The organism is Ruegeria sp. HKCCA6707 (assembly GCF_013033515.1).
Classification (GTDB): Bacteria; Pseudomonadota; Alphaproteobacteria; order Rhodobacterales; family Rhodobacteraceae; genus Ruegeria.
Map to the genome: position 1 here is coordinate 103,061 of NZ_WQEG01000002.1, position 24,878 is coordinate 127,938.

22 protein-coding genes and 2 pseudogenes are annotated in these 24,878 nt (G+C 58.3%); 9 read left to right on the forward strand and 15 right to left on the reverse strand.

Annotated elements, in window-relative coordinates:
- Window positions 1–32: 32 nt before the first annotated feature.
- Together GOW40_RS06420 and GOW40_RS06425 are read left to right on the forward strand one after the other, a co-directional pair.
- Window positions 33–869, forward strand: a pseudogene (locus GOW40_RS06420) (TRAP transporter substrate-binding protein); the annotation flags it as partial.
- A gap of 109 nt (window positions 870–978) precedes the next feature.
- Window positions 979–1,131: an SDR family oxidoreductase gene (locus GOW40_RS06425; protein WP_171132817.1), complete on the forward strand. Its 153-nt coding sequence runs from the start codon at window positions 979–981 to the stop codon at window positions 1,129–1,131.
- A gap of 76 nt (window positions 1,132–1,207) precedes the next feature.
- On the opposite strand, the gene GOW40_RS06430 is transcribed toward GOW40_RS06425, so the two are convergent.
- The 9 genes and pseudogenes from GOW40_RS06430 to GOW40_RS06470 all read right to left on the reverse strand — a co-directional run bounded on the left by GOW40_RS06430 (window position 1,208) and on the right by GOW40_RS06470 (window position 10,508).
- The gene (locus GOW40_RS06430) at window positions 1,208–2,719 is read right to left on the reverse strand and encodes an ABC-F family ATP-binding cassette domain-containing protein (RefSeq protein WP_171230905.1); all 1,512 of its coding nucleotides are present in this window, start codon (window positions 2,717–2,719) and stop codon (window positions 1,208–1,210) included.
- Between the two features lie 275 nt (window positions 2,720–2,994).
- A pseudogene (locus GOW40_RS06435) lies at window positions 2,995–3,416 on the reverse strand (DDE-type integrase/transposase/recombinase); the annotation flags it as partial.
- 267 nt (window positions 3,417–3,683) lie between these two features.
- Window positions 3,684–4,652: a LysR family transcriptional regulator gene (locus GOW40_RS06440; protein WP_171230906.1), complete on the reverse strand. Its 969-nt coding sequence runs from the start codon at window positions 4,650–4,652 to the stop codon at window positions 3,684–3,686.
- 124 nt (window positions 4,653–4,776) lie between these two features.
- Window positions 4,777–6,051: an organoarsenical effux MFS transporter ArsJ gene (arsJ, locus tag GOW40_RS06445; RefSeq protein WP_171132820.1), complete on the reverse strand. Its 1,275-nt coding sequence runs from the start codon at window positions 6,049–6,051 to the stop codon at window positions 4,777–4,779.
- Window positions 6,048–7,046: an ArsJ-associated glyceraldehyde-3-phosphate dehydrogenase gene (locus GOW40_RS06450; RefSeq protein ID WP_171132821.1), complete on the reverse strand. Its 999-nt coding sequence runs from the start codon at window positions 7,044–7,046 to the stop codon at window positions 6,048–6,050. Before GOW40_RS06450 ends, arsJ begins: the two co-directional genes overlap by 4 nt.
- A complete protein-coding gene (locus GOW40_RS06455) occupies window positions 7,043–7,888 on the reverse strand; it encodes a helix-turn-helix domain-containing protein (RefSeq protein WP_171136666.1) in 846 nt (281 codons plus the stop codon). Before GOW40_RS06455 ends, GOW40_RS06450 begins: the two co-directional genes overlap by 4 nt.
- A 203-nt stretch (window positions 7,889–8,091) precedes the next feature.
- On the reverse strand, window positions 8,092–9,165 hold the full coding sequence (locus tag GOW40_RS06460) for a helix-turn-helix domain-containing protein (RefSeq protein ID WP_171132823.1): 1,074 nt from the start codon (window positions 9,163–9,165) through the stop codon (window positions 8,092–8,094).
- Window positions 9,166–9,222: 57 nt separating this feature from the next.
- Complete coding sequence (locus GOW40_RS06465; RefSeq protein ID WP_171132824.1) at window positions 9,223–9,975, reverse strand: hypothetical protein; 753 nt, start codon at window positions 9,973–9,975, stop codon at window positions 9,223–9,225.
- Window positions 9,972–10,508, reverse strand: a complete 537-nt coding sequence (locus GOW40_RS06470; RefSeq protein ID WP_171103022.1) for an RNA polymerase sigma factor — start codon at window positions 10,506–10,508, stop codon at window positions 9,972–9,974. The genes GOW40_RS06465 and GOW40_RS06470 overlap by 4 nt, the downstream gene beginning before the upstream one ends.
- Window positions 10,509–10,605: 97 nt before the next feature.
- Between GOW40_RS06470 and GOW40_RS06475 the strand changes: the two genes are divergently transcribed.
- Window positions 10,606–11,169, forward strand: a complete 564-nt coding sequence (locus GOW40_RS06475; RefSeq protein ID WP_254444344.1) for a YceI family protein — start codon at window positions 10,606–10,608, stop codon at window positions 11,167–11,169.
- Here GOW40_RS06475 and GOW40_RS06480 read toward each other — a convergent pair.
- The 6 genes from GOW40_RS06480 to GOW40_RS06505 all read right to left on the reverse strand — a co-directional run bounded on the left by GOW40_RS06480 (window position 11,159) and on the right by GOW40_RS06505 (window position 17,041).
- Window positions 11,159–11,842, reverse strand: coding sequence for a GntR family transcriptional regulator (locus tag GOW40_RS06480; RefSeq protein WP_171136667.1), 684 nt, complete (start codon window positions 11,840–11,842; stop codon window positions 11,159–11,161). The genes GOW40_RS06475 and GOW40_RS06480 overlap by 11 nt on opposite strands.
- A 60-nt stretch (window positions 11,843–11,902) precedes the next feature.
- Window positions 11,903–13,138, reverse strand: coding sequence for an FAD-dependent oxidoreductase (locus GOW40_RS06485; protein ID WP_171132827.1), 1,236 nt, complete (start codon window positions 13,136–13,138; stop codon window positions 11,903–11,905).
- On the reverse strand, window positions 13,135–14,064 hold the full coding sequence (locus GOW40_RS06490) for a proline racemase family protein (protein WP_171132828.1): 930 nt from the start codon (window positions 14,062–14,064) through the stop codon (window positions 13,135–13,137). The genes GOW40_RS06485 and GOW40_RS06490 overlap by 4 nt, the downstream gene beginning before the upstream one ends.
- Window positions 14,055–15,014, reverse strand: a complete 960-nt coding sequence (locus tag GOW40_RS06495; protein ID WP_171103013.1) for a dihydrodipicolinate synthase family protein — start codon at window positions 15,012–15,014, stop codon at window positions 14,055–14,057. The genes GOW40_RS06490 and GOW40_RS06495 overlap by 10 nt, the downstream gene beginning before the upstream one ends.
- Before the next feature lie 177 nt (window positions 15,015–15,191).
- Window positions 15,192–16,250, reverse strand: a complete 1,059-nt coding sequence (locus GOW40_RS06500) for an ABC transporter ATP-binding protein (protein WP_171132829.1) — start codon at window positions 16,248–16,250, stop codon at window positions 15,192–15,194.
- The gene (locus GOW40_RS06505) at window positions 16,247–17,041 is read right to left on the reverse strand and encodes an IclR family transcriptional regulator (protein WP_171103009.1); all 795 of its coding nucleotides are present in this window, start codon (window positions 17,039–17,041) and stop codon (window positions 16,247–16,249) included. The genes GOW40_RS06500 and GOW40_RS06505 overlap by 4 nt, the downstream gene beginning before the upstream one ends.
- A 142-nt stretch (window positions 17,042–17,183) precedes the next feature.
- Between GOW40_RS06505 and GOW40_RS06510 the strand changes: the two genes are divergently transcribed.
- From GOW40_RS06510 to GOW40_RS06535, 6 genes are all read left to right on the forward strand, one after another.
- Window positions 17,184–18,443: an ABC transporter substrate-binding protein gene (locus GOW40_RS06510; RefSeq protein ID WP_171103007.1), complete on the forward strand. Its 1,260-nt coding sequence runs from the start codon at window positions 17,184–17,186 to the stop codon at window positions 18,441–18,443.
- Window positions 18,444–18,539: 96 nt separating this feature from the next.
- Window positions 18,540–19,466, forward strand: coding sequence for a carbohydrate ABC transporter permease (locus GOW40_RS06515; protein ID WP_171103005.1), 927 nt, complete (start codon window positions 18,540–18,542; stop codon window positions 19,464–19,466).
- Window position 19,467: 1 nt separating this feature from the next.
- Window positions 19,468–20,316 carry a carbohydrate ABC transporter permease gene (locus GOW40_RS06520; protein WP_171132830.1) on the forward strand — a complete coding sequence of 283 codons (849 nt, stop codon included), beginning with the start codon at window positions 19,468–19,470 and terminating at the stop codon, window positions 20,314–20,316.
- Window positions 20,316–22,403, forward strand: coding sequence for an alpha-galactosidase (locus GOW40_RS06525; RefSeq protein ID WP_171132831.1), 2,088 nt, complete (start codon window positions 20,316–20,318; stop codon window positions 22,401–22,403). The genes GOW40_RS06520 and GOW40_RS06525 overlap by 1 nt, the downstream gene beginning before the upstream one ends.
- Window positions 22,400–24,109 carry an IlvD/Edd family dehydratase gene (locus GOW40_RS06530; RefSeq protein WP_171132832.1) on the forward strand — a complete coding sequence of 570 codons (1,710 nt, stop codon included), beginning with the start codon at window positions 22,400–22,402 and terminating at the stop codon, window positions 24,107–24,109. Before GOW40_RS06525 ends, GOW40_RS06530 begins: the two co-directional genes overlap by 4 nt.
- The gene (locus GOW40_RS06535; protein ID WP_171132833.1) at window positions 24,109–24,876 is read left to right on the forward strand and encodes an SDR family NAD(P)-dependent oxidoreductase; all 768 of its coding nucleotides are present in this window, start codon (window positions 24,109–24,111) and stop codon (window positions 24,874–24,876) included. The genes GOW40_RS06530 and GOW40_RS06535 overlap by 1 nt, the downstream gene beginning before the upstream one ends.
- Window positions 24,877–24,878: the final 2 nt, after the last annotated feature.

Consider the following 24,878-nt stretch of genomic DNA (forward strand, 5'->3'; position numbering starts at 1 on the left):
GCAGGGTTGCGTGACGCTTTGAAGGGCGTCTTGGGGACAAGATCAATGTCGAGATGCACCATTCCGGCACGCTTTTCGATCAGCAAAGCCAGATCCAGGGGCTCCAATTGGGTGGCACGCATATCATTTCGCCCACCGCAGGCATCTACAGCACGGTCGAGCCCAAGGTCGCGGCGTTGCAGCTGCCTTTCATGCTGAACACACCCGAAAAGATCCAGGCGGCCGTTGCTGATCCGGTGATCCGTGACGCGATCATGCCCGGTCTGAACAACCAAAACATCGAGATCGTCGCTGTTTGGATGAACGGCCCGCGTGACCTTGGCTATAAGGGTCAGGATCCGATTTTGCTGCCACAGGATGCGGAAGGGTTGAAAGTTCGTGTTCAGTCAGCTCCGATCTTTGTGAAAACTTGGGAGGCCGTCGGCGCAAATCCGGTTGGCATCAACTGGTCAGAAGCTCCGACCGCGCTTCAGCAGGGCGTTATCGATGCGGGCGAAGTCACCCCAAACTCATGGCGCGGATCGTCGACCTATCAGTTTGTTGACCATATCACAATGACAGACCACCAGTACTCGTTCTACCTGGTCGGGGCCAACAAACAGTGGTGGGATAGCATGCCCGATGACGTGAAGTCCGAGGTTCAGGCAGCACTGGCCGACGCAACAACCTGGAACATGGCGAAGAACACCGAAATCAACGGATCCGCTGCGGAGTATATTGCCGGTGAAGGCGTTGGTGTTCATTACCTGAACGATGAACAGCGTGCTGCATGGGCTGAGGCGATGAAACCAGTGTGGGACGAGCTTGGAACAGAGCTGGTCGGTGAAGAAGTCATGGTTCGCCTGAAGGAAATCGCTGGCGTGAGCTGAGCCGCAAAGATCCAGAGAACTCCCCAAAGGCCGCGTATTAACGAGCGCCTTACCTGGCAACGAGAGCGCCGTGCTTTCGTTGCCATTTTGCGTGCGGAGCCGGGCAGCGATGGGCGCGACTTCGACGCGACGCCCGAATGAAGCTCGGGATGTTGCCGCCACGGCCTTGTTCCTTGCAGGATCAGATGCGCGCCAGATCACCGGTCATATTCTGCCCGTCGACGGCGGTGCCACTTCTGCATTTCTTTCCTTGCGGCAATAGCGGGAATCGATCGCAACAAGATCTCGGCAAATCCACAACCGGTCCGGGCGAAAGCACAAGGCCAGAGGGATCACAGTCAAAGCATTTCGCTTGCCAAAAACGGCTCGGGGCTGTCGGTTTCTTCCAGGCTCTTATTGGTGATCACCCAGAACCGATTGCCCACATTGCGCACAAAGCTGCGGTCGTGACTGACAAGCAAACATGATGCGCCATGTGTGATCAATTCATCCTCAAGAGCCTCTTGTCCTTCAATGTCGAGATGGTTTGTCGGCTCATCAAGCAGATAGAAATTCGGGTTCTTGAGCCGCAGCATCAACATCGCCAGGCGCGCCTTTTGCCCCCCGGACAGCGCACCGATTTTGGTGTCTTGCATCTGTATGTTGACACCCGCACCCGCCAGAACGCTGCGTGCGCGTTGGTCACCAATGTCAAATTGCCCTGTAACAGCAGCCATCGGTGTGTCGCTGTCTGAAAGCTGGCTCAATTGCTGATCTGAATAGGCTGGCACGACGGACGGTGCAGATTTGATTACCTCGCTGTTCCCCGAAAACACACTTTGCAGAATCTTCACCAAACGGGTTTTGCCAGTGCCATTGGCGCCCAAAAGCACGATACGGTCTCCGGGCAGGATCCATTTCTGCCCGGTCTTGTACAACAAACGACCGTCCGGCGTTTCAACCCGCACGTCACCCAAAGTAACCAAAGCCTTGGCATGGGTTCCGCTGTTTACCAGTTTGATATCACCTGTACTGCGCTCTCGGTGGGCGGGCTTGGCGCCTGCTTCGATCTGCGCCGCGCGATCATTGAGCTGTTTGGTCTTGGTCACCAAAAGGTCAGATCCGGAGTTGATACCGATATTCTTAAGCTTCGCAGCCTGTTTGCGCAGCTGCTGCGCTTTGTTCAGATCATTCACAAACCGCCGTTGGTCAGCAGCATCAGCTTCGTCGAGCGCGGCCCGCGCCGCCGTATATGGGAGCGAAAATACGCGAGACCGGTTTGCCCTCAGAAACAATGTTCGGTTGGTTGTCTCATCAAGAAAGGCCCGATCATGTGACGTCACGACGAAGGGCAGATCTCGTGGCAAATCGGATAGCCAGTTTTGGAGCAAACCAATACGATGCAAATCCAAATGGTTTGTCGGCTCATCCAGCAAAAGTAGATCGGGTTCCTGAACCCATGCAGCCGCCAGCAGCGCGGTCCTTTGCCACCCTCCGCTTAACTCACTGAGCGGGCGGTGCTGAAACTCATAAGGAACGTTCAAGTCCCCAAGCACAACATCCACACGCCAGCTTTCATATTCTGCCAGCTCGTGAGGAAGGGACCCCAGCACCCAATCGTATAAGGTTCTGGCATGGGCATGATCTGGAACGTATTGGGTTACATATCCCACCCTCAAACCACGCGCCCGGACGATGTTTCCGCTGGTTGGGTCGGATTGATCAACCATGCATTCCAAAAGCGTTGTCTTGCCACGCCCATTTGCGGCAACCAATCCAATACGATCACCTTTGGAAATCGTGAAATTGAGGTCATCGAATAGGACGTCGCCACGGATTACGCTTAAAGCGTTGATATTCATAACAGTCATCGGAGTCTCTGCTCATAGAAAAAATTGCCGCTGTGCGGCTTTGGGCAGACCGATTGGAACGTTGTTACTCGGACCCGCCCTGCAAACGCATTTACAGGGCGAAACGGGGACCATGCTGAAGTCGGCGGATGATACGCATGTTCAGCTTGTGCCCTCCTGTTGTTGAATGTGACTGTCTGCCTGGACCTTAGAAAACAACATACAACTCAGCAAGTGTTTCGACGAGCCAAGTTGTCGGTGCCGTGTAGGCGAAAACGTAGCTTTGAGCCGATGGGTTAGGCTACCAGCTCTGTGTACTGGCGAAACGGAAAGAGCCTACCTTTGCGGATCATGTGCGCCACTTCGATTCCGTCCAGTGTAGCCGCCGGTGAAGCAAAGGCTTTGAACCCTAGCATCGGTCGTGGGCGTCTCTTGATGAAGCGATGGTCCTGTTCCACCATGTTGTTCTAATACTCGGCCTGACCACCTCAATCGGGATCGGGAATCCAAATCCTTTCGACATCCGCGCGAAGAACTTGGTGGCAGCGTGTATGTTTCGACGATGCGAAAGCACGAAATCTAGTGTCTTGTCGTGCTTGTTGACAGCTCGATAGAGACAAACCCGCGCTCTTTTCACCTTGATGCAAGTCTCGTCCTTTCTCACGTAACGGCCGCACTATCCCTTTCGCCTGCGCGCAATACCGGCAACTGCACCAGCCAAACATCACCCATGCTCTCTACGAAACGACCTGATTGGTCTGTTATCGTTGCGGTGACGATGTCGCTTTTCAGGTGATCAGGCATTAGAATTGTGGATTGCTCATCCTTGTGCCTAAGCGCCGAATACCCAACGACATCCCCGGCTAGTATTGCCGCCAACCCTCGCTGCAACTTTTGTCCTTGGCCGACATGCGTTCGACGACAGAAATGATGCTCTCCGCTTTTGGCATCAGCGTCAGTACGCGGTCCAATGCGGGGATAACCATTACTTGTAGATTGCCGCATAGCGAGGTGCGAAGAACTTAACGAAGGCTCTAACCTCGGGCCGGCGATAAGCTTCCGGCGAAATGAGCATCAGATGCGGCACCGCAAGTTCGGGGATTTCGTCGAAGCACCGGATAAAGGAGTCGTCTGGTTCAACCAGTTTCACATTGCTGATCCCAAGGCCTTGCCCTGATCTGATCGCTGCATGCATCAGCTCGAGTTCAGTGAAAGACATGACGATCTGGTCCGGCTCCACGTGATTGGTCAACCATTCGTGGAATACATTCGGTACATCGTCCCGCTGAAAGGTAACAAACCGATGCCCGGCCAGATCATCGGTTGACTCTGGCAAGCCAAAATTGTCCGCGTAGTTTCTGCTGCCGAACAAAGACCAGCGGGCCGTGCTGATCTTACGACAGATCAGTTCAGGATCGGGATCGGTTCTTGCAAGGCGCAACGCAATGTCGGCCTCGCCCGCCATCAGGTCCAGCGCCCGAACGCTGGACAAGAACTCGAATGCGACATCCTGATTGTCGGCAGAGAACTCGTTTACGATCTCAATCATGCGCGCAGAGAAGTTTGCCGAATAAGCTGTAATCCGGATGGGCTGTGTCGACGTCAATTCCTTCGCGCAATCGTCAAATTCGCTGACTGAAGCCTCGATTGCTTCGGCGAAGGGAGCGAGGCGAAGGGCTTCCGGGGTCGGCTTGAAGCCGTGCGTACCGCGCTCAAACAGCGTCAAACCTGTTTCTCTTTCGAGAACATCAATGCGTCGGGCAACCGTTGGTTGGGAGACCTTCAGCTTTCGGGAAGCCGCAAGCGTCGATCCTTCTCTGAAGACAGAGAGGAATACACGAATGTCCGACCATTTTCGGAACCCGTTCTTCATTTTTGTAGAACAGCACAATTTTGTGCCGGATAGGTTCGCTAAATATTCCTGATAGACGCTGGCTCTGATCTGCAACCCCACTGGCCTCTTTGGCGCTCAAAGCAACAGTTCGCTGCAGATCCCGGCCGCGAACTCACAGACCGCAAGTCAAATCGCGATCTCGCTGAAATTGCTCTACGGTCCGCTCCAATCCAAATGACCTGCCTTAGACTGCGGGGTCGGGCGCGTCGCCCCGCAGCCGCCCCGCGGCGAGCGCTGCGCCTGCCACCATAACCGTTGCAGTCCCCAGCATCAGCGGCAGACCTCCAAGCTGATATGTGACGCCAGACAGGACCGTTCCCGCCAGCCGCCCTCCTGCGTTGGCCATGTAATAAAAGCCCACATCCATAGTAACACGCTCCGCTTTCGTGAATGCGAGGATGAGGTAGGAATGGAGCGCTGAGTTGATCGCAAATATCCCTCCGAAGATGAGCAAGCCCGCAACTAAGGAAACTGTCAGCCAAGTCTGCGGCCCATCTGACGCAAGGGCTGCTATGGTCAGAGCGGCAGGGACCGCAGCGAGGCCCCATGCCCACCACTTTGCGGCGCGCACCAACTCGCCCTCTGGTTTTGATGACGCGTGCAGAATGCGCGGAGCAGAAGCCTGGATAAAACCGTAGAGGATCACCCAAACCGCCATAAAGGTTCCGATCATGAAGAAGGCGGCTCGGTTTCCGGCCACGGTTCCGTCGGACAACACCGCATAAAAGTAGATCGGGATGCCAACCACGAACCAGACGTCGCGCGCCCCGAAAAGAAATAAACGTGCCACCGAGAGCCAGTCTACATTCGTTGACTTGGAAAAGACCTCTGAGAACTTCGCCCCTTTCCGACCCTTCGGCAGACCCGGAGGCATCGCGATCAATACGGCGACAAAGATGACGGCGAGGACTGCTGCCATCCCGAGGACGGCCCAGACAAAGCCGAGCGTCGCCAGCAGTGCGGCACCCAACAAAAAGCCAAGGCCCTTCACCGCATTCTTGGAACCGGTGAGCAGCGCCACCCAACGGAACAGCCCGCCATCCTCGGAAGGGGCCAAAAGCTTGACGGCGGATTTGGACGACATCTTCGCAAGGTCTTTGGCCACACCACTCGCACCTTGCACGACCATCACATAGGCCACCGAAACGCCAATCGCCCAGGTCGGGTCGAGCTGTGCCAAAGCCAACAAAGCCAAGACCTGAATGCCAAGGCCCGCATAAAGCGTAGAGGTCAAACCAAACCGTGCGGCAATCCACCCCGCACAGAGGTTGGTCACCATGCCTGCGATCTCGTACAACACAAAGAGGTAGGCAAGCTGGACAGGGCTAAAGCCCAACGAATGAAAGTGCAGCAGCACCAGCATTCGAAGCGCGCCATCGGTCAGCATAAAGGCCCAGTACGCCGCCGTGACTGCGACGTAAGCCGAAAGCCCCTCTGGCCGCGCGGAGGTGTCGGTCACACTGACGCTCCAACCATCAGCGCAACATCGACAAGACGATGCGCATAGCCCATTTCGTTGTCGTACCAGGCGTAGACCTTCAGCTGCGTCCCATTGATGACCATCGTTGATGGCGCATCCACGATGCTAGAGCGTTCGTCATTGGTATAATCGGTCGAAACAAGCGGTCTTTCCTCGTAGCCCAGAATTCCCTTCAGTTCACCCTCGGACGCGGCTTTGAAGAGGGCATTGACCTCCTCAGCTGTGGTTTCGCGTTCCACCTCAAAAACACAGTCTGTTAGCGAGGCGTTCAAGAGCGGGACGCGCACCGCGTGGCCATTCAGCCGTCCTGTCAGTTCCGGATAGATGAGCGTGATCGCGGTCGCGCTGCCTGTCGTGGTCGGGATCAGGGAATTCAGAGCCGAGCGCGCACGGCGTAAATCCTTGGCCGGTCTGTCCACAATGGTTTGGGTGTTCGTCACATCGTGGATTGTGGTGATCGAGCCGTGCTTGATGCCAAGATTCTCATGAATGACCTTCACGACCGGCGCGAGGCAGTTTGTCGTACAGCTCGCCGCCGTGACAATGCGATGTCTGCCCGCGTCGTAGATGTCATGGTTCACGCCATAGACAATGTTGGCTGCATCGACGTCTTTCACGGGCGCGGAAATAACAACTTTCTTCACACCCGCTTCGAAGTAAGGCGCAAGCTTGGCCTCGGACTTGAAGACCCCAGTGCAGTCGATGACGACATCTACCCCTTCCAACGGAAGGTCGGCGATGTTTTTGGTCCCGATGAATGGGAGACGCGTGCCGTCTATGGTCACGCTGTCCGCGTCATGAGAAAAGTCTGCCTTCCACCGGCCATGGACGGTGTCGAACTCTAAAAGATGGGCGTGCATCTCTGGGTCGCCCACGGCGTCGTTGATCCAAGCAATCTTGGCCCCGCGTTCCAGCAAAGGCTTTAGGGCAAGTTTACCGATGCGGCCAAGGCCGTTGAGGGCGTAGGTGGTCACGCAGAGGCTCCTTCATTTGATTGTGCGATGTCGTCGACAGCCTTCTGCAAAGCGATCCGGTCAAGAGATGCAATCGGCAGAGCGGTAAAGGCTTTGATCCGGCTCAGAAGCGCGCCATAAGACTGCTGAAAGGCCAGGCTCTTCTCGGCGTGGGAACCTTCGACCTTCACCGGGTCCGGCATACCCCAATGGGCACTTACCGGCTGACCGGTCCAAGCCGGGCATTCTTCATTTGCTGCCTGATTGCAAACCGTAAAGACGAAATCGAAGTCTGGTGCATCGTCAACTTGGAAGACCGACACGTTCTTTGACTCCAGAACAGAAATATCGTGACCTTTCTGCGCCAGAACTTCGAGCGCGAACGGGTTCAACTCTGAGCGCGGCTTGGTGCCCGCCGAGTAGGCCACGAACCTGTCCCCGGCCTCTTTGCGCAGAATCGATTCAGCAAAAATCGAGCGCGCGGAATTGCCGGTGCAGATGAATAGGACATTGAACTTACGATCAGTCATGAGACTGTCTCCGTCGAAGTCAAAAGTGGTGAGGGGTGAGCAGATTTCGGGGCGACCGCGGCAACAATCGCGCAGCAGATAGTCAAAGGTCTCGCGTGCCGCGTCCATATGGATCGCATAGCGCAATGAGGTGCCAATGCGCTCTTGCGTGACCAGACCCACCTGCATCAAGGCGCTCACGTAGGTCGAGAGTGTGTTGGGTTTCAGCGCAAGTGCTTGTGCCAGCTCGGTCGCAGGCACGCGATCTGGGTACCGACGCATGAGAAGGCGGAACAGGGCCAAGCGCTGCGGATGGCCAAGAGTCGAGAGGCGATGAGGAATTAGTTCTTCCATATTTCGTGAATTATTGAATTACTGAGTTTATTGCAACTCTTACTTGCCACCACACTTCATCATGGAAGCGTTAGGAACTGAGCTCTTCGAGAAGCGGACAGGTGCACTGCCCTTGCGAGCGATTGGCGATCAGCTCCGACAAGGCGTTTTCCAACTGCTGCAACTCAGCGATCTTCGACTGAACCCTCACATGATCTGGCCCGTCACAAAGCCGCCGTCCATACCCTGTATCGTCCCTGACCGGTGACCTCCCGGATCAGGCCGCGTTCGGTGAAGAGGATCAGGTTACGTTGCACGGCTGCGCGTGAGGCTTCGGTCAGCCGCTCCGCCAAGGGGGCCGAGACCATGGGCCACGCGGTCAGAACTTCGATCAACCGCGGTGGGGTGCGGCCGCTCAGATCTGTCGTAGCGCCCCGCGCGCGGGTGTCCCACGCGCTGACGCGGTCCAGATGCAGCAAGGCGGCCAGAGCGGACTGCCCTGCCCCACGCAACCAGGCACCCAGTTTTTCATGCGGGTCGCCGACACCGCGCAGCGCACCGGGACCGGACAGGGCCAGCGGCATGAACAGCGCGCCAGCCCGGCCCATGCTGGCGGCATGGCGGGCGGCGATGATGGCCGCCTCGGTATCCTGACCGATACCTTGCGACAGGGCCCGCCAGGCATGAAAGGCAATCGCGGATTGGGTCGCCGGATGCAGGCTCTGCGCATTGTGCAATACCTCGGCCAGATCGGCCACCGCCTCGGGCACCGCGTCCAGCCCTTGTGCCATGCGATCCAGAAACGCGGTCAACCCTTGCTCCCACCCACCATCCGCAGGTGGCGCGCCCGAAGTCAGGCGGCGCACGGCCCAGCCGGCGCGGTACAGCGCCTGCACATCATCCGAGGTGGCTCCGATCCGCAGCTCGGTCCAGAGCGCCAGCCGATCAACGCTGATCCGGTCGCCGGTCCACCAGCCCAGATCCGACACGTCCATCAGGGCCAGCCGATGGCCCCAACCCTTGGGGCCCGCGCGCAAGCGCTCATCCAGCGCTCCGAAGGTCAGACACAGATCGGCAAGCTCGGCGGACAAATCGTTCTGCGCCGCCTGCCAGTCGCGGGGATCAAACAGCAGACCCTGTTCCGCGCGCGGTCCGGGTGGCAGGAAATCCTCATCGGCCACTTCCTCTTCGGGTGGCAAGAACCACAGGTCATCCTCATCCACCGGATCGGAATCATAGATGCTGCGCGGCCCGAGTTCTTCCTCGTCCGGATCAGGTATGGCGGATTTGGGCTTCATACCGCCCATTCTTCGAAGATTTTCACCTGTTCTCAAGCTCTTTTCGCGGTGCGCGGCTCAGCTTGCAAAACTGGTGGTCAGAATATCCAGATTCCCTTCAAGCGGGCTGTCGGCATCGCTGCCCATGAGGATATAGCCATAGCCATCCTGCGCCCAGGTCGCGGTTGCCAAACCGCTGAGAACGGCGTGTTCAACATTCTTTGCAGGTGCGCCAGGCCCCTGGCGTATGACACAGAATGCAAGTGGCTGCCCTTGTGCGTCTGCAAATACCACCTGAATAAGCGGTTTGCCCTTAAACGAGAGAATTTGCGCACGCTTCAGATCAAGCCCCGGAAGGGTTTCAAGGACATCGCGGTTCAAAGATCGACCAAGCTGTTCTTCGGCCTGCGCAAATTGCGCATCCAAAGCCTCGGGTGACGGGTCAAGCGCGGCAACCGTTTCTGGCGCGTAAAGCGACTGATAAATCGCCGCCTGCTCGGCCCATCCCATCGGTTCGGGGCGGGTAGCCCAAAAGGTGGCCGAGACCGCAATGACCGAGACCGAAGCCGCCACAGCCAACAAACGCCCAATTCCCATCGCCGGTGAGGGGCCTGCAATGGGTGCCGGTTCTGGTTCGGGCAGATCGATAACGGGTGCTTTGGCGGGCACGTTTTCAAACGCGGTTTGAACCATGGGCGCTATCGGGTCGAGCGCCATCAGGCGCGACTCGAGCTCGGCATGTTCGGCAACAGCGTCTTCGATGGCGCTGGCCGTGTCGCGATCCAGATCGCCTTCCAGATACGCCAACAGCGTCTCGTCGGAAAACTTCATTTGCCACTCCGTCGATCAGACCCAGCCTCATCAGGCTGAATCGCAGACTTCAGTTTCTGCCGGGCATTGGACAGCCGGCTCATGATCGTGCCAATCGGAACGCCCAGAATATCCGCCGCCTCGCGGTAGCTGTATCCTTCTACAAACACAAGCATCACCGTCTCACGCTGCGCTTCGGGCAGTTCCATCACTTTCGTAAACACTTCAGCCGCAAAAATATTCGTTTCTGCGTCGGCATCTTGTGAAATCAATTCGACTTCGGGTGTCACAGACAAGGCCTGCGCCTTGCGGACCGAGCGGGACCGTATTTCATTCAGCCAGATCGAGCGGCAGATCGTCATCAGCCAACTGTCCAACCGGGCCGTTGATGTCACCTGGTGGTGGCGTTCCAGCGCGCGAAGGCAAGTTGCTTGCAGCAGATCATCAGCGATATCCGACGCCCCCGACAGCGACAAAGCAAACCGCCATACCCTTTTCGAATGCGTCTGGATCGCGCCGCGCACGGCTTGTTCCGAGTTAAGATCGACATCCATCGAATAAACCGCGACCTGTGTGTGTTTATGTCAGAGACGGGCCAGAACCCCCTGCCCTGAGTGACATATTACGGCGAGGAAAGAAATGAAACTCCTGATGAAAACAATCACGATTGCGTCGGTCCTGATGGCCAGCCCGGCCCTGGCGGCAGATTGGACGCTGGACCCGGACACCTCGCATCTGGCCTATGGCACGATCAAGCTTGAGGATCTGGGCGAGGTGAATTCCTTCACCAACCTGTCAGGGCATGTCGGCGATGATGGTCAGGTCGAGATTGAGATCGACCTGTCCTCGGTCGAGACCAATATCGATATTCGCAACGAACGGATGATCGAACATGTGTTTCGCAAAGCCCCAACCGCCAAACTGACTGCGCAGATCGACATGGATGCGGTTTCGGGGATGGGCGTTGGTGAAGCATCGGTGATCGAGGTGGAGGCCACCCTGTCGCTGGCAAGCGCCGATGTCGAATTCTACACCGATATGTTCATCCTGCGGGTGGCCGAAGACCGGGTCATGGTTTCAACCAATGACATGGTTTTCATCAGCACCGAAGACGCAAATGTCTCGTCCGGGGTCGACAAGTTGATGGAGCTGGCGCAGCTGCCCAGCATTACCCGCACGATACCCGTAACCGCGCGGTTGATGTTCACACAGTAGTCTCTGGGTCATTTCGCGCGGCCATCAGTGCCAAAAGCGCCTCTTTCGTGCGTCCGATATGATGTGACAGTAAGGTGCAGGCCGCGTCGACCTGACCGGACTGGGCCAGCTGCAACAATTGGCGATGCTCTTTGCGTGCCGGTTCGCGTTGTTCCATCACGCTCAGATGCATCCGCACATAGCGGTCCGATTGCAGCGCCACCCGGTGTAGCAGATCGTTGGTCAGCCCGCGATCCGCCGCCGCATAAAGTGCGGTGTGAAACTTGTGATTCAGCGCCCCCCAGGCGCTGACATCATTGGCGTCATAAGACTGTTCCATCTGCTCAAGGATCTTGGCGCAGGCCGCGAACTCTGCCGTCGTCATGGCCGGAATGGCGCGCCGGTACAGATCAACTTCAAGCAAGGCGCGCAGGTCGAAGATTTCGGCAATCTCGGCCAGTGAATGCTCTGTCACCGTGGCGCCGCGATTGTTGGTCAGTTGCACCAGCCCCTCGGCATCCAGCTGTTTCAGCGCCTCTCGCACTGGCATGCGCGAGACATCGTACTCATCGGCCAGCGCTTCTTGCCGGATGGTTTCGCCTTCGGCCAAATCGCCGCTGAGGATGCGCTCCCGCAGATCGCTGGCAATAACATCAGGCAGGCTTTGGCGCTGGATCGCACGTTTCGCTGTCATGTCTGGCGTCCTGTGTTCAGAGTGTTGTCTGGGTCGTGACGGTTTCGCATAAGAACTCTTTCAAAATCGCGTCGGCGCGAATGGGGCAAGCGATATGGGCGGTGGTTGGCGATCAATCAGCGCTGCAACCAGTTCAGCCGTGCCTGCTGATTGCGTCAGACCCAGATGACCATGGCCAAACGCATATATCACCCGATCGCTGCGTGACGCCGCCCCGATCACCGGCAGGCTATCGGGCAATGAGGGGCGAAACCCCATCCATTGCTGGCCACCTTCGGCCTTCAGCCCCGGCAGGAAATCGCGGGCCTTGGTCAGCATCACATCTGCCCGCTTGAAATTGGCAGGCATGTCGAGCCCGCCCAGTTCAACCGCACCGCCGATACGCACACCGCCGTTGATCCGGCTGGCCACAAACCCGTGGTCCGAGAAGGTCAAATGCGTGCGCAGGTCGAACGCGCCTGCAGGCAGGGTCGTATTGTATCCACGCTCGGTCTCCAGCGGGATATGATCACCCATGCCCCGCGCCAGATAATGCGACCAGGCACCAGCAGCCAGCACAACGCTGTCGGCTGCAATCGTGCCATCAGTCGTGTGCACCTGCGCCGCCTGATCAGACACAGACAGGGCGCACACCTCGCGCCGGTCGATCTGTCCGCCCTTGTCTTGAAACACCTTCGCCAGCGTTTCGACCCAGGCCTTTGGATCTGCGGTATTGATCCAATCCGGCGTGAACCCGGCATGGGTAAAGCGAGGGCTTAGCCCCGGCTGAATTTCGGCAATCGCCTCGGGATGTTCCAGCAATGTGAACGCAATACCATGACGGCGACGCTGTTCCCAGCCGGGCAGGCTGGCGCGAAATGCGGCCTCACTTTCATACAGCTGCAATTGACCGTCGTTCTGCACCATGTCCTGCACCCCGGCAAAGGGGATCAACCGGTCCAAAGCGACCGAGGACAGCTGCATCAAACCAGCTTGCGCCGCCAATGCGTGCTGATAGTTCTGCGCGCGGCTGGCCCGCCAGAACCGCCAGAGCCAAGGCGCGATTTTCAGCGCATAGGCAGGCGGTACCGACAACGGGCCCAGTGGATCCAGCAGCCAACGCGGCGCTTTGCGCAGGATCCCCGGTGTCGCCAAAGGCTCGATCTCGGCAAAGGCAAAGGCCCCCGCATTGCCAGCAGAAGCACCCGCCGCAACTCCGTCCCGGTCCAGCACCTGAACCGCGCGCCCCCGGCGTTGCAACTCGAGCGCCGTGGTGATCCCGATAACACCGGCACCAACAATGACAACGCGCTTCACAGCTCGATGCCCGACCGGAACGGATCTTTCGCGTCAAAGATCATCGTACTGTCCGAGGTCACAAAGGCCTGGCCAGTAATGCGCGGGATCACCCCACCGCGGGACCCGGGTTGATAGGACAAGCGATAGGTGCTGCCGATGACACTGGCCTGAACGATCTCTTCGCCCGGGCGCAACACCCCGCGCGCCGCCAGACAGGCCAAACGGGCAGAACTGCCGGTTCCACAAGGGGAACGATCATAATTGTCATCCGGGCAGAGCACAAAATTTCGGCTGTGTACCGCGCCTTCAGGCGGGCTTTGCAGGATCACATGATCTATCGGTTCGCCCGCCTCTCCACCAATGCCTTGCGCGATGGATGCTTGTCGGATCGCGGTGGTGAAGGAAGTCAGCTGTGGAATATTGGCCGGATCGATGGGGATCGGGCTGGGGTCGACGATGAAAAACCAATTGCCGCCATAGGCCACATCTCCGGTCACCGGGCCATAGCCCGGCACGTCCAGCACGACATCCGCCGCCACGCGGCGGCTTTCGATATTGGTGACGGTGACCGTGTTTGCATCCTCCAACTCAACCGTGACCACACCCGCCGGGGTTTCGATCCGGTGGCAGCCCAGATCGATCCGCCCTCGATGCGCAAGGGTAACGGCCAAGCCAATGGTGCCATGGCCACACATCCCCAACACCGCATCCAGATCGAAATAGATCGCACCGACAACACAGCTTGGATCCTGCGGTTCCACCAAAAGCGCGGCCACCATGGCTGGCTGCCCGCGCGGCTCCAACAGGACCGAGCGGTAAAAGGCACGGTGATCCTGCGCCAGACGCTGCGCCCGCTCGGCCACGGACCCCTGGCCCAGATCAGGCCCACCGTTCAAGATCACGCGTGTCGGCTCACCCCCGGTATGGCTGTCGATCACATGCATTCGGCAATCACCCCGCCCTCCCGCGACCAATCGGCAAACCAAGTTTGAAACAGGCGGTATTGCTGTTCGCAATAATTTCGCTGCGCATCCGACAACATGTCGGTTTCATTGATATGCAGCCGATATTCTTCCTCGCCGTTCAGAACCAGAAGATGTTTGTAATACAGTACCAGATCGGTGCCTTCATCAAAGCTGGCCAGAACGCCGAACGCTTCTTCCAGCTCTCGCGCGCGCAGCCGCGCCTCGGCATGACCCTGCGCGGCCTTTTCACACAAGGCTGCCAGCAGCAGAGCCTCTTTCGGCAGCGCGGTGCCAATCCCCGTGATTGCACCTGTCGCACCACAATTGACAAAGCCATGATACACCTCGGTATCCACTCCGACCATCAACGTGACCTTATCATCGCGCGAGGTGATATGCTCCGCCGCATAGCGCAGGTCATCCTTGCCGCCGAACTCTTTGAACCCCACCAGGTTGGGATGTTCATCCCGTAGCGCAAAGAACAGATCAGCCCGGGTCGCAAACCCGTAAACCGGGCTGTTGTAAATAATGGCCGGCACGTCCGGCGCGGCTTGCAGAATGGCTTTGAAATGGTTGCGTTGCGCGGTCACGGATGACCCCCGCGACAGCACGCGCGGGATCACCATCAACCCCGCCGCCCCCACCTGCTGCGCATGCGCGGCCAAGGCGGTGGCGGATTTCGAGTTGATCGCTCCCGTGCCCACCACCACTGGCAACCCAGCCGCAACCAGCCGTTCGACACCTTCCATCCGCTCAGCATCGGTCAGCAGCGGCCAATCCCCCATCGACCCGCAATAGACAACTGCCGACATCCCCGCCGCGATCATCTGCTGCCCCTTGCGCACCAGAGCATCAAAGTCTGGCGTCCGGTCAGGTTTGCACGGGGTCATCAGGGCAGGCATCATGCCGGTAAAGACGGTCGGCTGCATGGTTGGGCTCCTTCTTGCAAATCTGCGACTCGGTTGGTTGGTCAGCTGTGTCAATCGGTAATGGATTTTGGATACAAAATCCAAAACAAAAAACCCCCACTAACAAAACCGACGCGCCCAAAAAGGTCAGGGGCGCTCAACGGCGCCCCTGAGACTTACAAGAACTGTCGGACCAGCTTAGCGCAGGCGCAGACCGGTTTCGGGATCAAACATCATCGCCCGGTCAGTACGGACCGAGATTCCGATCTTCTCACCCATTGTGCTGCGGTGATCGTCGCGTTCTTCGACGATCAGCTTGTCGCCATTGGCGGCCAGCAGATAGGCGTAAGACACGCCGCCAAGCGCTTCGGTCAGATCCACGGTGCAGGCGTCGGAGTTCCGATCAACCTCGATATGTTCGGGCCGAATACCCAGCGTAACCTTCTTGGCATCGGCTGGTACGCTGTTGGTCAGCGGGATCGGTGCGCTGAGCGCCGAATGATGCGCCGCGCCATCTGCGACCTCACAATCGAGGAAGTTCATCGCAGGCGAGCCAATAAAGCCCGCCACAAATTTGTTGTCCGGATCGCGGTACAGATCCATCGGCGCACCAACCTGTTCGATCCGGCCATCACGCAGCACAACGATCTTGTCGGCCATGGTCATCGCTTCGACTTGGTCATGCGTCACGTAAATCATCGTCGCGCCGATTTCATTGTGCAGACGGGCAATCTCGACCCGCATCTCGACGCGCAATTCGGCGTCCAGGTTGGACAGTGGTTCGTCGAACAGGAACACTTCGGGGCCGCGCACGATGGCACGACCGATGGCCACCCGCTGCCGCTGACCACCAGACAGAGCTTTTGGTTTGCGCTTGAGATATTGATCCAGCTTCAGGATATTTGAGGCTTCCTGAACCTTCTTTTCGATCTCTGCCTTGGGCACGCCGTTCATGCGCAGGCCAAAGCCCATGTTTTCAGCCACGGTCATGTGTGGATAAAGCGCATAGGTCTGGAACACCATGGCCACGCCGCGCTTGGCCGGGTCCAGATGGGTCACGTCCCGCGTACCGATATGAATCTGCCCTTCCGAGGTCTCTTCAAGCCCGGCAATCATCCGCAGCAAAGTGGATTTGCCGCACCCCGACGGGCCGACAAAAACGCAGAATTCGCCATCCTTGATTTCAAGATCGATCCCGTGGATCACCTGCGTTTGACCATAGCGCTTGATTGCACCGTTCAGAGTCACACCCGTCATGTTACTTGCATCCTATTCTGCTGATTCTCTGGAAAGCGCCATGCTTGCGCCTCGGTTCCGATCTGTTCGGCGACACGACGCACGCGGGGAACCCATGTCTCCAATTGTTCAAATTTCATCCGCTCGGTCGACCCGGTTACGGACACGGCACCCAGCAATCTGCCCCCATCCGTGAGGATGGGACAGGCGACACATATGATGCCGGGCTCGTGTTCTTCGTTATCCACCGCATAGCCACGCTTGCGAATGGCTGCGAGATCTCGGCGCAGCGCCTGTTCCGACGTCAACGTCTTTGGCGTGAACCGATGAAAGCTTTGCTGAGAGATCGTCTTTTGCAGCTGCGCCTCGTCCAGATAGGCCATCATCGCCTTGCCAACACCGGTACAATAGGCGGGGCCCACCTTGCCGGCGTCCGAAAACATCTCGATCGGGCGGTGCGCGTTGCGCTTATCGACATAGATAACTTGACCCGAGTCCAACTGCGCCAGATGAACGGTCTCACCCGTGTCCTGGCTGAGCGCATCCAGGGCCGGGCGCGCAATCGGTGCCAAAGAGCTTTGCATCCAGGCCGCATGGGCCAGACGCACCAACCGGATGCCCGGCGAATAGGTCTGCCGATCCGGCTCATAGCTGAGCATACCTTGATTGCTGAGCGATTGCAGAAACCGATAAAGGGTCGCCTTGGGGAAGCTGCTGTGTTCAAGCAATTCCCCAAATCGCACAGGTCGGCCAAAGGCGGCCACCTGATCCAGCACGTCACATGCCTTGCCTATCGTTCCATCACCTGACACGGGTGTCAGTCTCCTCCGTTTGACCATCGCTCTCCCGACGAGGGTCTTGACAAGACTAGCCGATTCGATGTGTAGTTTTCAACATATAAAACTTGGTTTCAATATTTGGAACTGAATATATGGAAGCTTAAGGGAGGACACCATGCATTCCATGTTCAAGCGCACCGCGGCCGCGCTGGCCGCCAGCGTTGCACTTGCAGCACCCGTTGCTGCCGAGCTCACAGGTGAGCTGCGGATTTTCCTGGACACATCAAACCCTGCGCCACGCGCGACGATGGAAGCGATGATCGACCGTTTCGCAGCCCAGCACCCGGGCCTGGAAATCGAGACAACCGTGATCGACCGCGAAGCGTATAAAACCCAGATCCGCAACTTCCTGACGGCGGACACGCCTGACGTTGCAACCTGGTACGCCGCGAACCGCATGAAGCCATATGTCGAGGCGGGTTTGTTCGAAGACGTGTCCGATCTGTGGGCCGAGCCCGAGATCGCCGAGAACCTGGCATCCACCAAAGGTGCGATGACCATCGACGGCAAACAGTGGGGCGTGCCCTATACCTACTATCAGTGGGGCGTCTATTATCGCAAAGACATCTTTGACGAGCTGGGCCTGTCCGAGCCGACCACATGGGAAGAAGAAAAGGCCAACTGCGAAAAGATCGTAGCATCGGGCCGTGCCTGCTATACCATCGGCACCAAGTTCCTGTGGACCGCCGGCGGCTGGTTCGACTATCTGAACATGCGCACCAACGGGTATGAGTTCCACAACCAGCTGGCCAACGGTGAAATCAGCTGGGAAGATGACCGCGTCAAGCAGACTTTCGCGAACTGGAAAGAGCTGATCGACATGGGTGCCTTCATCGACAACCACCAGACCTACAGCTGGCAGGAAGCTCTGCCCTTCATGGTCAACGGTGAAGCCGCGGCCTATCTGATGGGGAACTTTGCTGTTGCGCCGCTGCGCGAAGCAGGCCTGACCGATGATCAACTGGACTTCTACCAGTTCGTATCGATCAATCCTGATGTCGAACTGGCCGAAGACGCGCCAACCGACACGTTCCACATCCCGGCCAATGCATCGAACAAAGAAGCCGCGCGCGAGTTCCTGCGCTTTGTGGTTTCTCCGGACGAGCAGACCGAGATCAACAACGGCGCGAACCTGGGTCAGCTGCCCGTGAACGCGAAATCCTCGGTGGATAACGACAAATTCCTGCTGCAAGGCTTTGAGATGCTGTCGTCCAACAGCCCGGGCGGTGTTGCACAGTTCTGGGACCGTGACGCACCAGCGGAAATGGCGAAAGTGTCGATGGAAGGCTTCCAGGAATTCATGGTCAAGCCCGACGATGCTGACAAGGTTCTGGCCAAGCTGGAACGCGCACGTCAGCGCATCTACGACAACTGATAGGGGTGACGGCCGGGCTATGTCCCGGCCATTGCCAAAGCTCAGCACAGGGCGGGCCATGATCCCGCCCTGTCTCACCCTAGCCAGAGTATTTCCATGACCGTAGCCGTCGACGTCCCTGAACAGGAAAGCTGGTTCCACAAAAACCAGCAACGCCTCGCCCCATGGCTGTTTCTAGCCCCCGGCCTGCTGTTTTTCCTGGTTTACGTAATCATCCCCGTTTTCCAATCCTTCAACCTCTCCCTGTACGAATGGGATGGTCTGGGGGCCGCTGAATATGTGGGGTTTCGCAACTATGAAGACCTCTATTGGGAATGGGTTGACCGCGACGCATTCTATGTCTCGCTCAAGAACAACCTGATCTGGCTGGTCCTGTATCTTCTGGCGATCCCCGCCGGTCTGTTCATCGCGCTGTTTCTGAACCAGACGGTCTGGGGCATCCGGCTCTACAAATCGCTCTTCTTCTTCCCCTTTGTGATCTCGCAGGTTGTGGTTGGCCTGGTTTTCACTTGGTTTTATGATCCGACCTTCGGCCTTCTGAACGAATTTCTCGGCCTATTCGGAATGGGTCCGCTGAACGTACTGGGGGATGAACGGTTCGTAACCTACGGAATCATCTTTGCCGGTCTCTGGCCGCAAACGGCCTATTGCATGATCCTGTATCTCACCGGTCTGAACGCGGTGGATCCCGAACAGATCGAGGCTGCGCGTCTTGACGGTGCCAAGGGTGGACGGATGCTGTGGCATGTGATCCTGCCGCAATTGCGCCCGGCCACCTTCATTGCATTCGTCGTGACCATCATCGGCGCTCTGCGCTCATTCGACCTGATCTCGATCATGACACAGGGTGGCCCGTTCGGTTCATCCCGCGTGCTGGCCTATTACATGTTCGAAGTCGCCCTGTCCGAATACGGGTTCCGCATGGGATATGGTGCTGCCATCGCCGTGGTCCTGTTCCTGATCATGCTCTGCTTCATCGCCTACTTCCTGTGGTCGATGTATCGCGAAGAAAAGGGGCACTAAGATGTTTCCGACACCTATCGAAAAACAATCCCGCCCCGCGCAGATCACCTATCAGGCCCTGTTGCCCGTCGCCCTGCTGTTGTGGCTGGGCCCGCTTCTGGCGGTGGCACTGTTCTCGGTCAAACCGGCGGCGGATTTCACCAACGCCAACTATTGGGGGCTGCCGTCCAGCTTTGAAGGCGCCTTCAACTATGGGCAGGTCTTCTTCAACTCGGACATGCCCCGGTATCTGCTGAACTCGTTCATGATCACCATTCCAACGGTGATCGGAGCGGTGGCGCTTAGCACCATGACCGGCTTTGCCTTGGGGATCTACAAGTTCAAGTCGAACATCTGGATCTTCTTCATGTTCGTTGCGGGCAACTTCGTCCCGTTCCAGATCCTGATGGTTCCGGTTCGGGACCTGACGTTGGAGCTGGGCCTCTACAACACCAAGACCGGGCTGGTTCTGTTCCACATCGCGTTCCAGACCGGCTTTTGCACCCTCTTCATGCGCAACTTCATCCGCGCCCTGCCCTTCGAGCTGATCGAGGCCGCACGGGTTGAAGGCATCAGTGAATGGCGCATCTTCTGGTATGTTGTCCTGCCGCTGATGAAACCGGCGATTGCCGCGCTCAGCGTCTTGATCTTCACCTTCATCTGGAATGACTTCTTCTGGGCCGTCGTGCTGACACAAGGTCCTGAAAGCCAACCTGTTACAGCCGGTATTACCAGCTTTAACGCGCAGTACCGTGCCGCATATCAATTGATGAGTGCGGGCTCTATCGTCGCGGCCCTGCCACCGGTGGCAATGTTCTTCCTAATGCAGAAACACTTCATCGCAGGTCTTACCCTCGGAGCTGTAAAGTAATGATAAGAACATGGTCGCTTCATGATGAGCGACAATCTCTGGTGCTCGCGGCCCATCGCGAGCACCTTCCTGAAGTTGTGTATTTTGGCCCTCGATTGCCGGATGACGAAAACCTAGACACATTATTTGACGCCTACGGGCTGGACGTGACCGGGGGCATGTTGGATGCCAACCCGGAATTGTCCATCTGTCCTGAAGCCACGCGCAGTTTCCCGGGCCAGCCAGGCCTGATCATGCGGGATGGGGATGGCACGCCGATCCTTCCGAAATTCTGTTTTGAAAGCGAAGAGGTTTCGGAAAACCACCTTACTCTGACCTTTCGGGATGATGATCATCGGCTGACCTATCAGGCGATCTTTTCGATCGACCCGAAAACCCACATCATCGAGGCCCGCGCAGCGGTCGAGGCGGATCGCCCGGTGCTATTGCATTGGCTGTCGGCCCCGGTCTTTCCAGCGCCGCAACTTTCGGATGAGCTGATCGATTTCGCCGGTCGCTGGTGTGGTGAGTTTCAGATGAACACCACGCCGTGGTCGCCCGGTATCCGCTATCGCGAGAACCGTACCGGGCGCACGGGGCACGAGCATTTCCCCGGCCTGATCGTCCCTGTCCGGGGTGCGACGAATGCACAGGGTCAGGCTTACGGGTTCCACTATGGCTGGTCCGGCGGGCACCGTATGGTGGCCGAAGAGCTGCCCGACGGGCGCCGCCAGATCCAGTTTGGACAGGCAGCCCGGATGGAGCGTGAGGCCTCGACCCGGTTCGAAACCGCCCCGCTTTATGCGGTGTTCTCGGCCGATGGCATCAACGGATGCGCAGTTGCGTTCCAACGGCATCTGCGCGATCGCATCGTCGCGTTCCCCAAGCCCGACCGTGCACGGCCGGTGCATTACAACTGTTGGGAAGCGGTCTATTTCAATCACAACCTGCCCGAGCTCAAGGACATTGCCGACCGCGCAGCCGCGCTTGGCGCGGAACGCTTCGTGCTGGATGACGGCTGGTTCGGCCAGCGTGACGATGACACATCCTCTCTGAGTGACTGGGAAGTGGATACGCGGAAATACCCCGATGGTCTCGACCCGCTGATCAAGCATGTGCATTCGCTGGGCATGACCTTCGGCATCTGGTTCGAGCCCGAGATGATCAACCCCGACAGCAGCATCCACAGGGCCCATCCCGAATGGGCGCTGGGGGGTGAAGATCAGATCCTGGGCCGCCAGCAAAAAGCACTGAACATGGCGCTGCCGGAGGTGCGCGAGTTCCTCTATGAACGCATGTCGACGATCCTTGCGGGCCACGACATCGACTATATTAAATGGGACCACAACCGCGTGCTGCCGATGCCCGATGCGGCGCAGACCCGTGGGTCATATGCGCTGATCGACCGGCTGCGGCAGGACTTCCCGCATGTGGAAATCGAAAGCTGCGCCAGCGGCGGCGGGCGTATTGATTTCGGCATTCTCAAACGTACTCAGAGGGTCTGGCTGAGCGACAGCAACGACGCTCTGGAACGGCTGCGCATTCAGCACAACGCCGCGATCTTCCTGCCCATGGCTGTAACCGGCAGCCATGTGGGGCCCCGCGTGTGCCATACCTCGGGCCGCGTGCTGGACATCCAGTTCCGCGCATGGGTTGCGGCCCAACGCCATATGGGGTTCGAGATGGACCCCCGCGAATTGACCCCCGAAGAAGAGACGGTTCTGCGCGAGGTCACCCAATGGTGGAAGGACAACCGCGACTGGCTGTACTATGCCGACATCCTGCGACTGGACAGCCCAGACCCGTCGGTCATTGCCGAACAGCAGCAAACCAGTGATGGCTCGCGCTTTGTGGTCTTTGCCGGCAAAACCGACACGTCCTCGCAAATCGCGCCGCGCCCGTTGCGCCTGACCCGGCTTGAGGCGGATGCCCAATACCGCGTCGAGCTGCGGGATACAGCCACCGCACCGGCCACGCTGTCGCGCGGCAACCCGGCCCTGAAACAGGGGCCGATCACCGTCAGTGGACAATATCTGATGAGCCAGGGCCTGTCGCTGCCCTGGAGCTTCCCACAATCCATGTGGGTCATCGAAGGCCACAAGCTATGACCCGAAAACGCAGGTCTCAGCACTGGTACGGGAAACTCGACAAGGACGGGTTTATTCATCGGTCCTGGATGAAGAACCAGGGCTTTCCCGATCACGCCTTTGACGGGCGGCCCATTATTGGCATCTGCAACACCTGGTCGGAACTGACGCCCTGCAACTCGGGCCTGCGCGATCTGGCCGAGGGTGTGAAACGCGGCGTTTGGGAGGCTGGAGGCTTTCCGGTGGAATTCCCGGTCATGTCACTGGGCGAGACCCAGATGAAGCCTACCGCCATGCTATTCCGCAACCTGCTGGCCATGGATGTCGAGGAATCGATCCGCGCCTATGGCATTGACGGCGTGGTTCTGCTGGGTGGCTGCGACAAGACCACACCGGGCCAGTTGATGGGCGCGGCCTCGGTCGATCTGCCCTCGATTGTGGTCAGCTCGGGCCCGATGCTGAACGGCAAGTTCAAAGGCAAGGATATCGGGTCCGGCACCGATGTGTGGAAATTCTCGGAAGAGGTTCGCGCGGGCGAAATGACCCTGCAGGACTTCATGAACGCCGAATCCGGCATGTCGCGCAGCGCCGGGGTCTGCATGACCATGGGCACCGCCAGCACAATGGCGTCTCTGGTCGAGGCGATGGGCATGTCCCTGCCCACCAACGCCGCCCTGCCCGCTGTCGATGCCCGTCGCATGGCGCTGGCGCATCTGACCGGCAAGCGAATTGTCGAGATGGTGGATGAAGACCTGAAACCCTCGGACATCCTGACCAAGGAAGCCTTCGAAAACGCCATTCTGGCCAATGCGGCCGTGGGCGGATCAACCAACGCCGTGGTGCATCTGCTGGCCCTGGCGGGCCGTGTGGGTGTTGACCTGACATTGAAGGATTTCGAGATCGGCTCGCAAATCCCGCTGCTGGTCAACTGCATGCCCTCGGGCAAATACCTGATGGAGGATTTCTGTTACGCCGGTGGCGTGCCCGTCGTTCTGAATGAACTCAAATCCTTCCTGCGTCCGGCCAAGACGGTGCTGAACAAGGATATCTCGGCGCATTATGAGGGGGCCGAATGCTATAACAGCGATGTCATCCGACCCTTCGATGATCCGGTGAAACCCGCTGCCGGTCTGCGCGTTCTGCGCGGCAATCTGGCCCCGAACGGCGCGATTGTGAAACCGTCGGCCGCGACCGATACGCTGCTGGAAACCGAGGCCGAGGCTTTTGTGTTTGAAAGCATCGAAGACCTGAAGGCCAATATCGACCGCGACGATCTGCCGGTGACCGCCGACACCATTCTGGTGCTCAAGGGCTGCGGACCAAAAGGCTATCCGGGGATGCCTGAGGTGGGCAATATGCCGATCCCCGGCAAGCTGGTAAAACAGGGTGTCCGCGATATGATCCGCGTGTCGGATGCACGCATGTCGGGCACCGCCTTTGGCACTGTGATCCTGCATGTCAGCCCCGAAGCACAGGCTGGTGGCACCCTGGCCTTGGTGAAAACCGGAGATCGCATCCGCGTTTCAGCCAGCAAGGGTGAGCTTGAGTTGCTGGTGGATCAAAACGAACTGGACGCCCGGCGCGCCGCGTGGCAACCGGACGATCCGCACTATACCCGCGGATATGCGCGGCTGTATATCGACCACGTGCTGCAAGCCGATCGGGGTGCCGACCTTGATTTTCTTGTCGGCAAAGATACACGCCTAGTCACACGAGAGAGTCACTGATGGACCAAACCGCCACTTTCCACGATCTGAACGGCGCCTCTGTCTACATCACCGGTGGAGGCTCGGGCGTTGGCGCGGCCTTGACCGATGGGTTCCTGGCACAAGGCGCAAATGTCGCCTTTATCGGGCGCTCGGACGCTTCGGCCTTTGTCGACGAAATGCACCAGAAACACGGGCGCGCGCCGCTGTTCATGCAGGGCGACATGACCGACACCGAACTGCTGCATGCCACGATGCAAAAGGCCGCCGAAGCGCATGGCCCGCTGAATGTGCTGATCAACAACGCGGCCAATGACAAACGGCATTCGCTTGAAGAAACCACGCCCGAGTTCTGGGACTGGATGATCGAGGTGAACCTCAAGGCTTATTACTTTGCCTGTCAGGAGGCCGCGCGCCAGATGCAGGGCAAGGGCGGCGCGATCGTCAATTTCAGCTCGATCAGCTATATGATGGGCAATGCGGGATACCCGATTTATACCACGTCGAATGCGGGTATCACAGGCATGACCCGGTCGCTTGCACGCGAGCTGGGGCCGCAGAAAATCCGTGTCAACGCGCTGGCACCGGGCTGGGTGCTGACGCAGAAACAACTGGATATGTGGGCCACGCCCGAAGATCTGGCCGCCCATCTGGACCGTCAATGTCTGAAAGAACATCTGTCGCCCGAAGACATGATTGCGCCTACGCTTTTCTTGGCCTCCGAGGCCAGCCGGGCCATGACCGGGCAGTGCATGGCGGTCGACGGCGGCGTCGTGGTGTCGGGGTGATG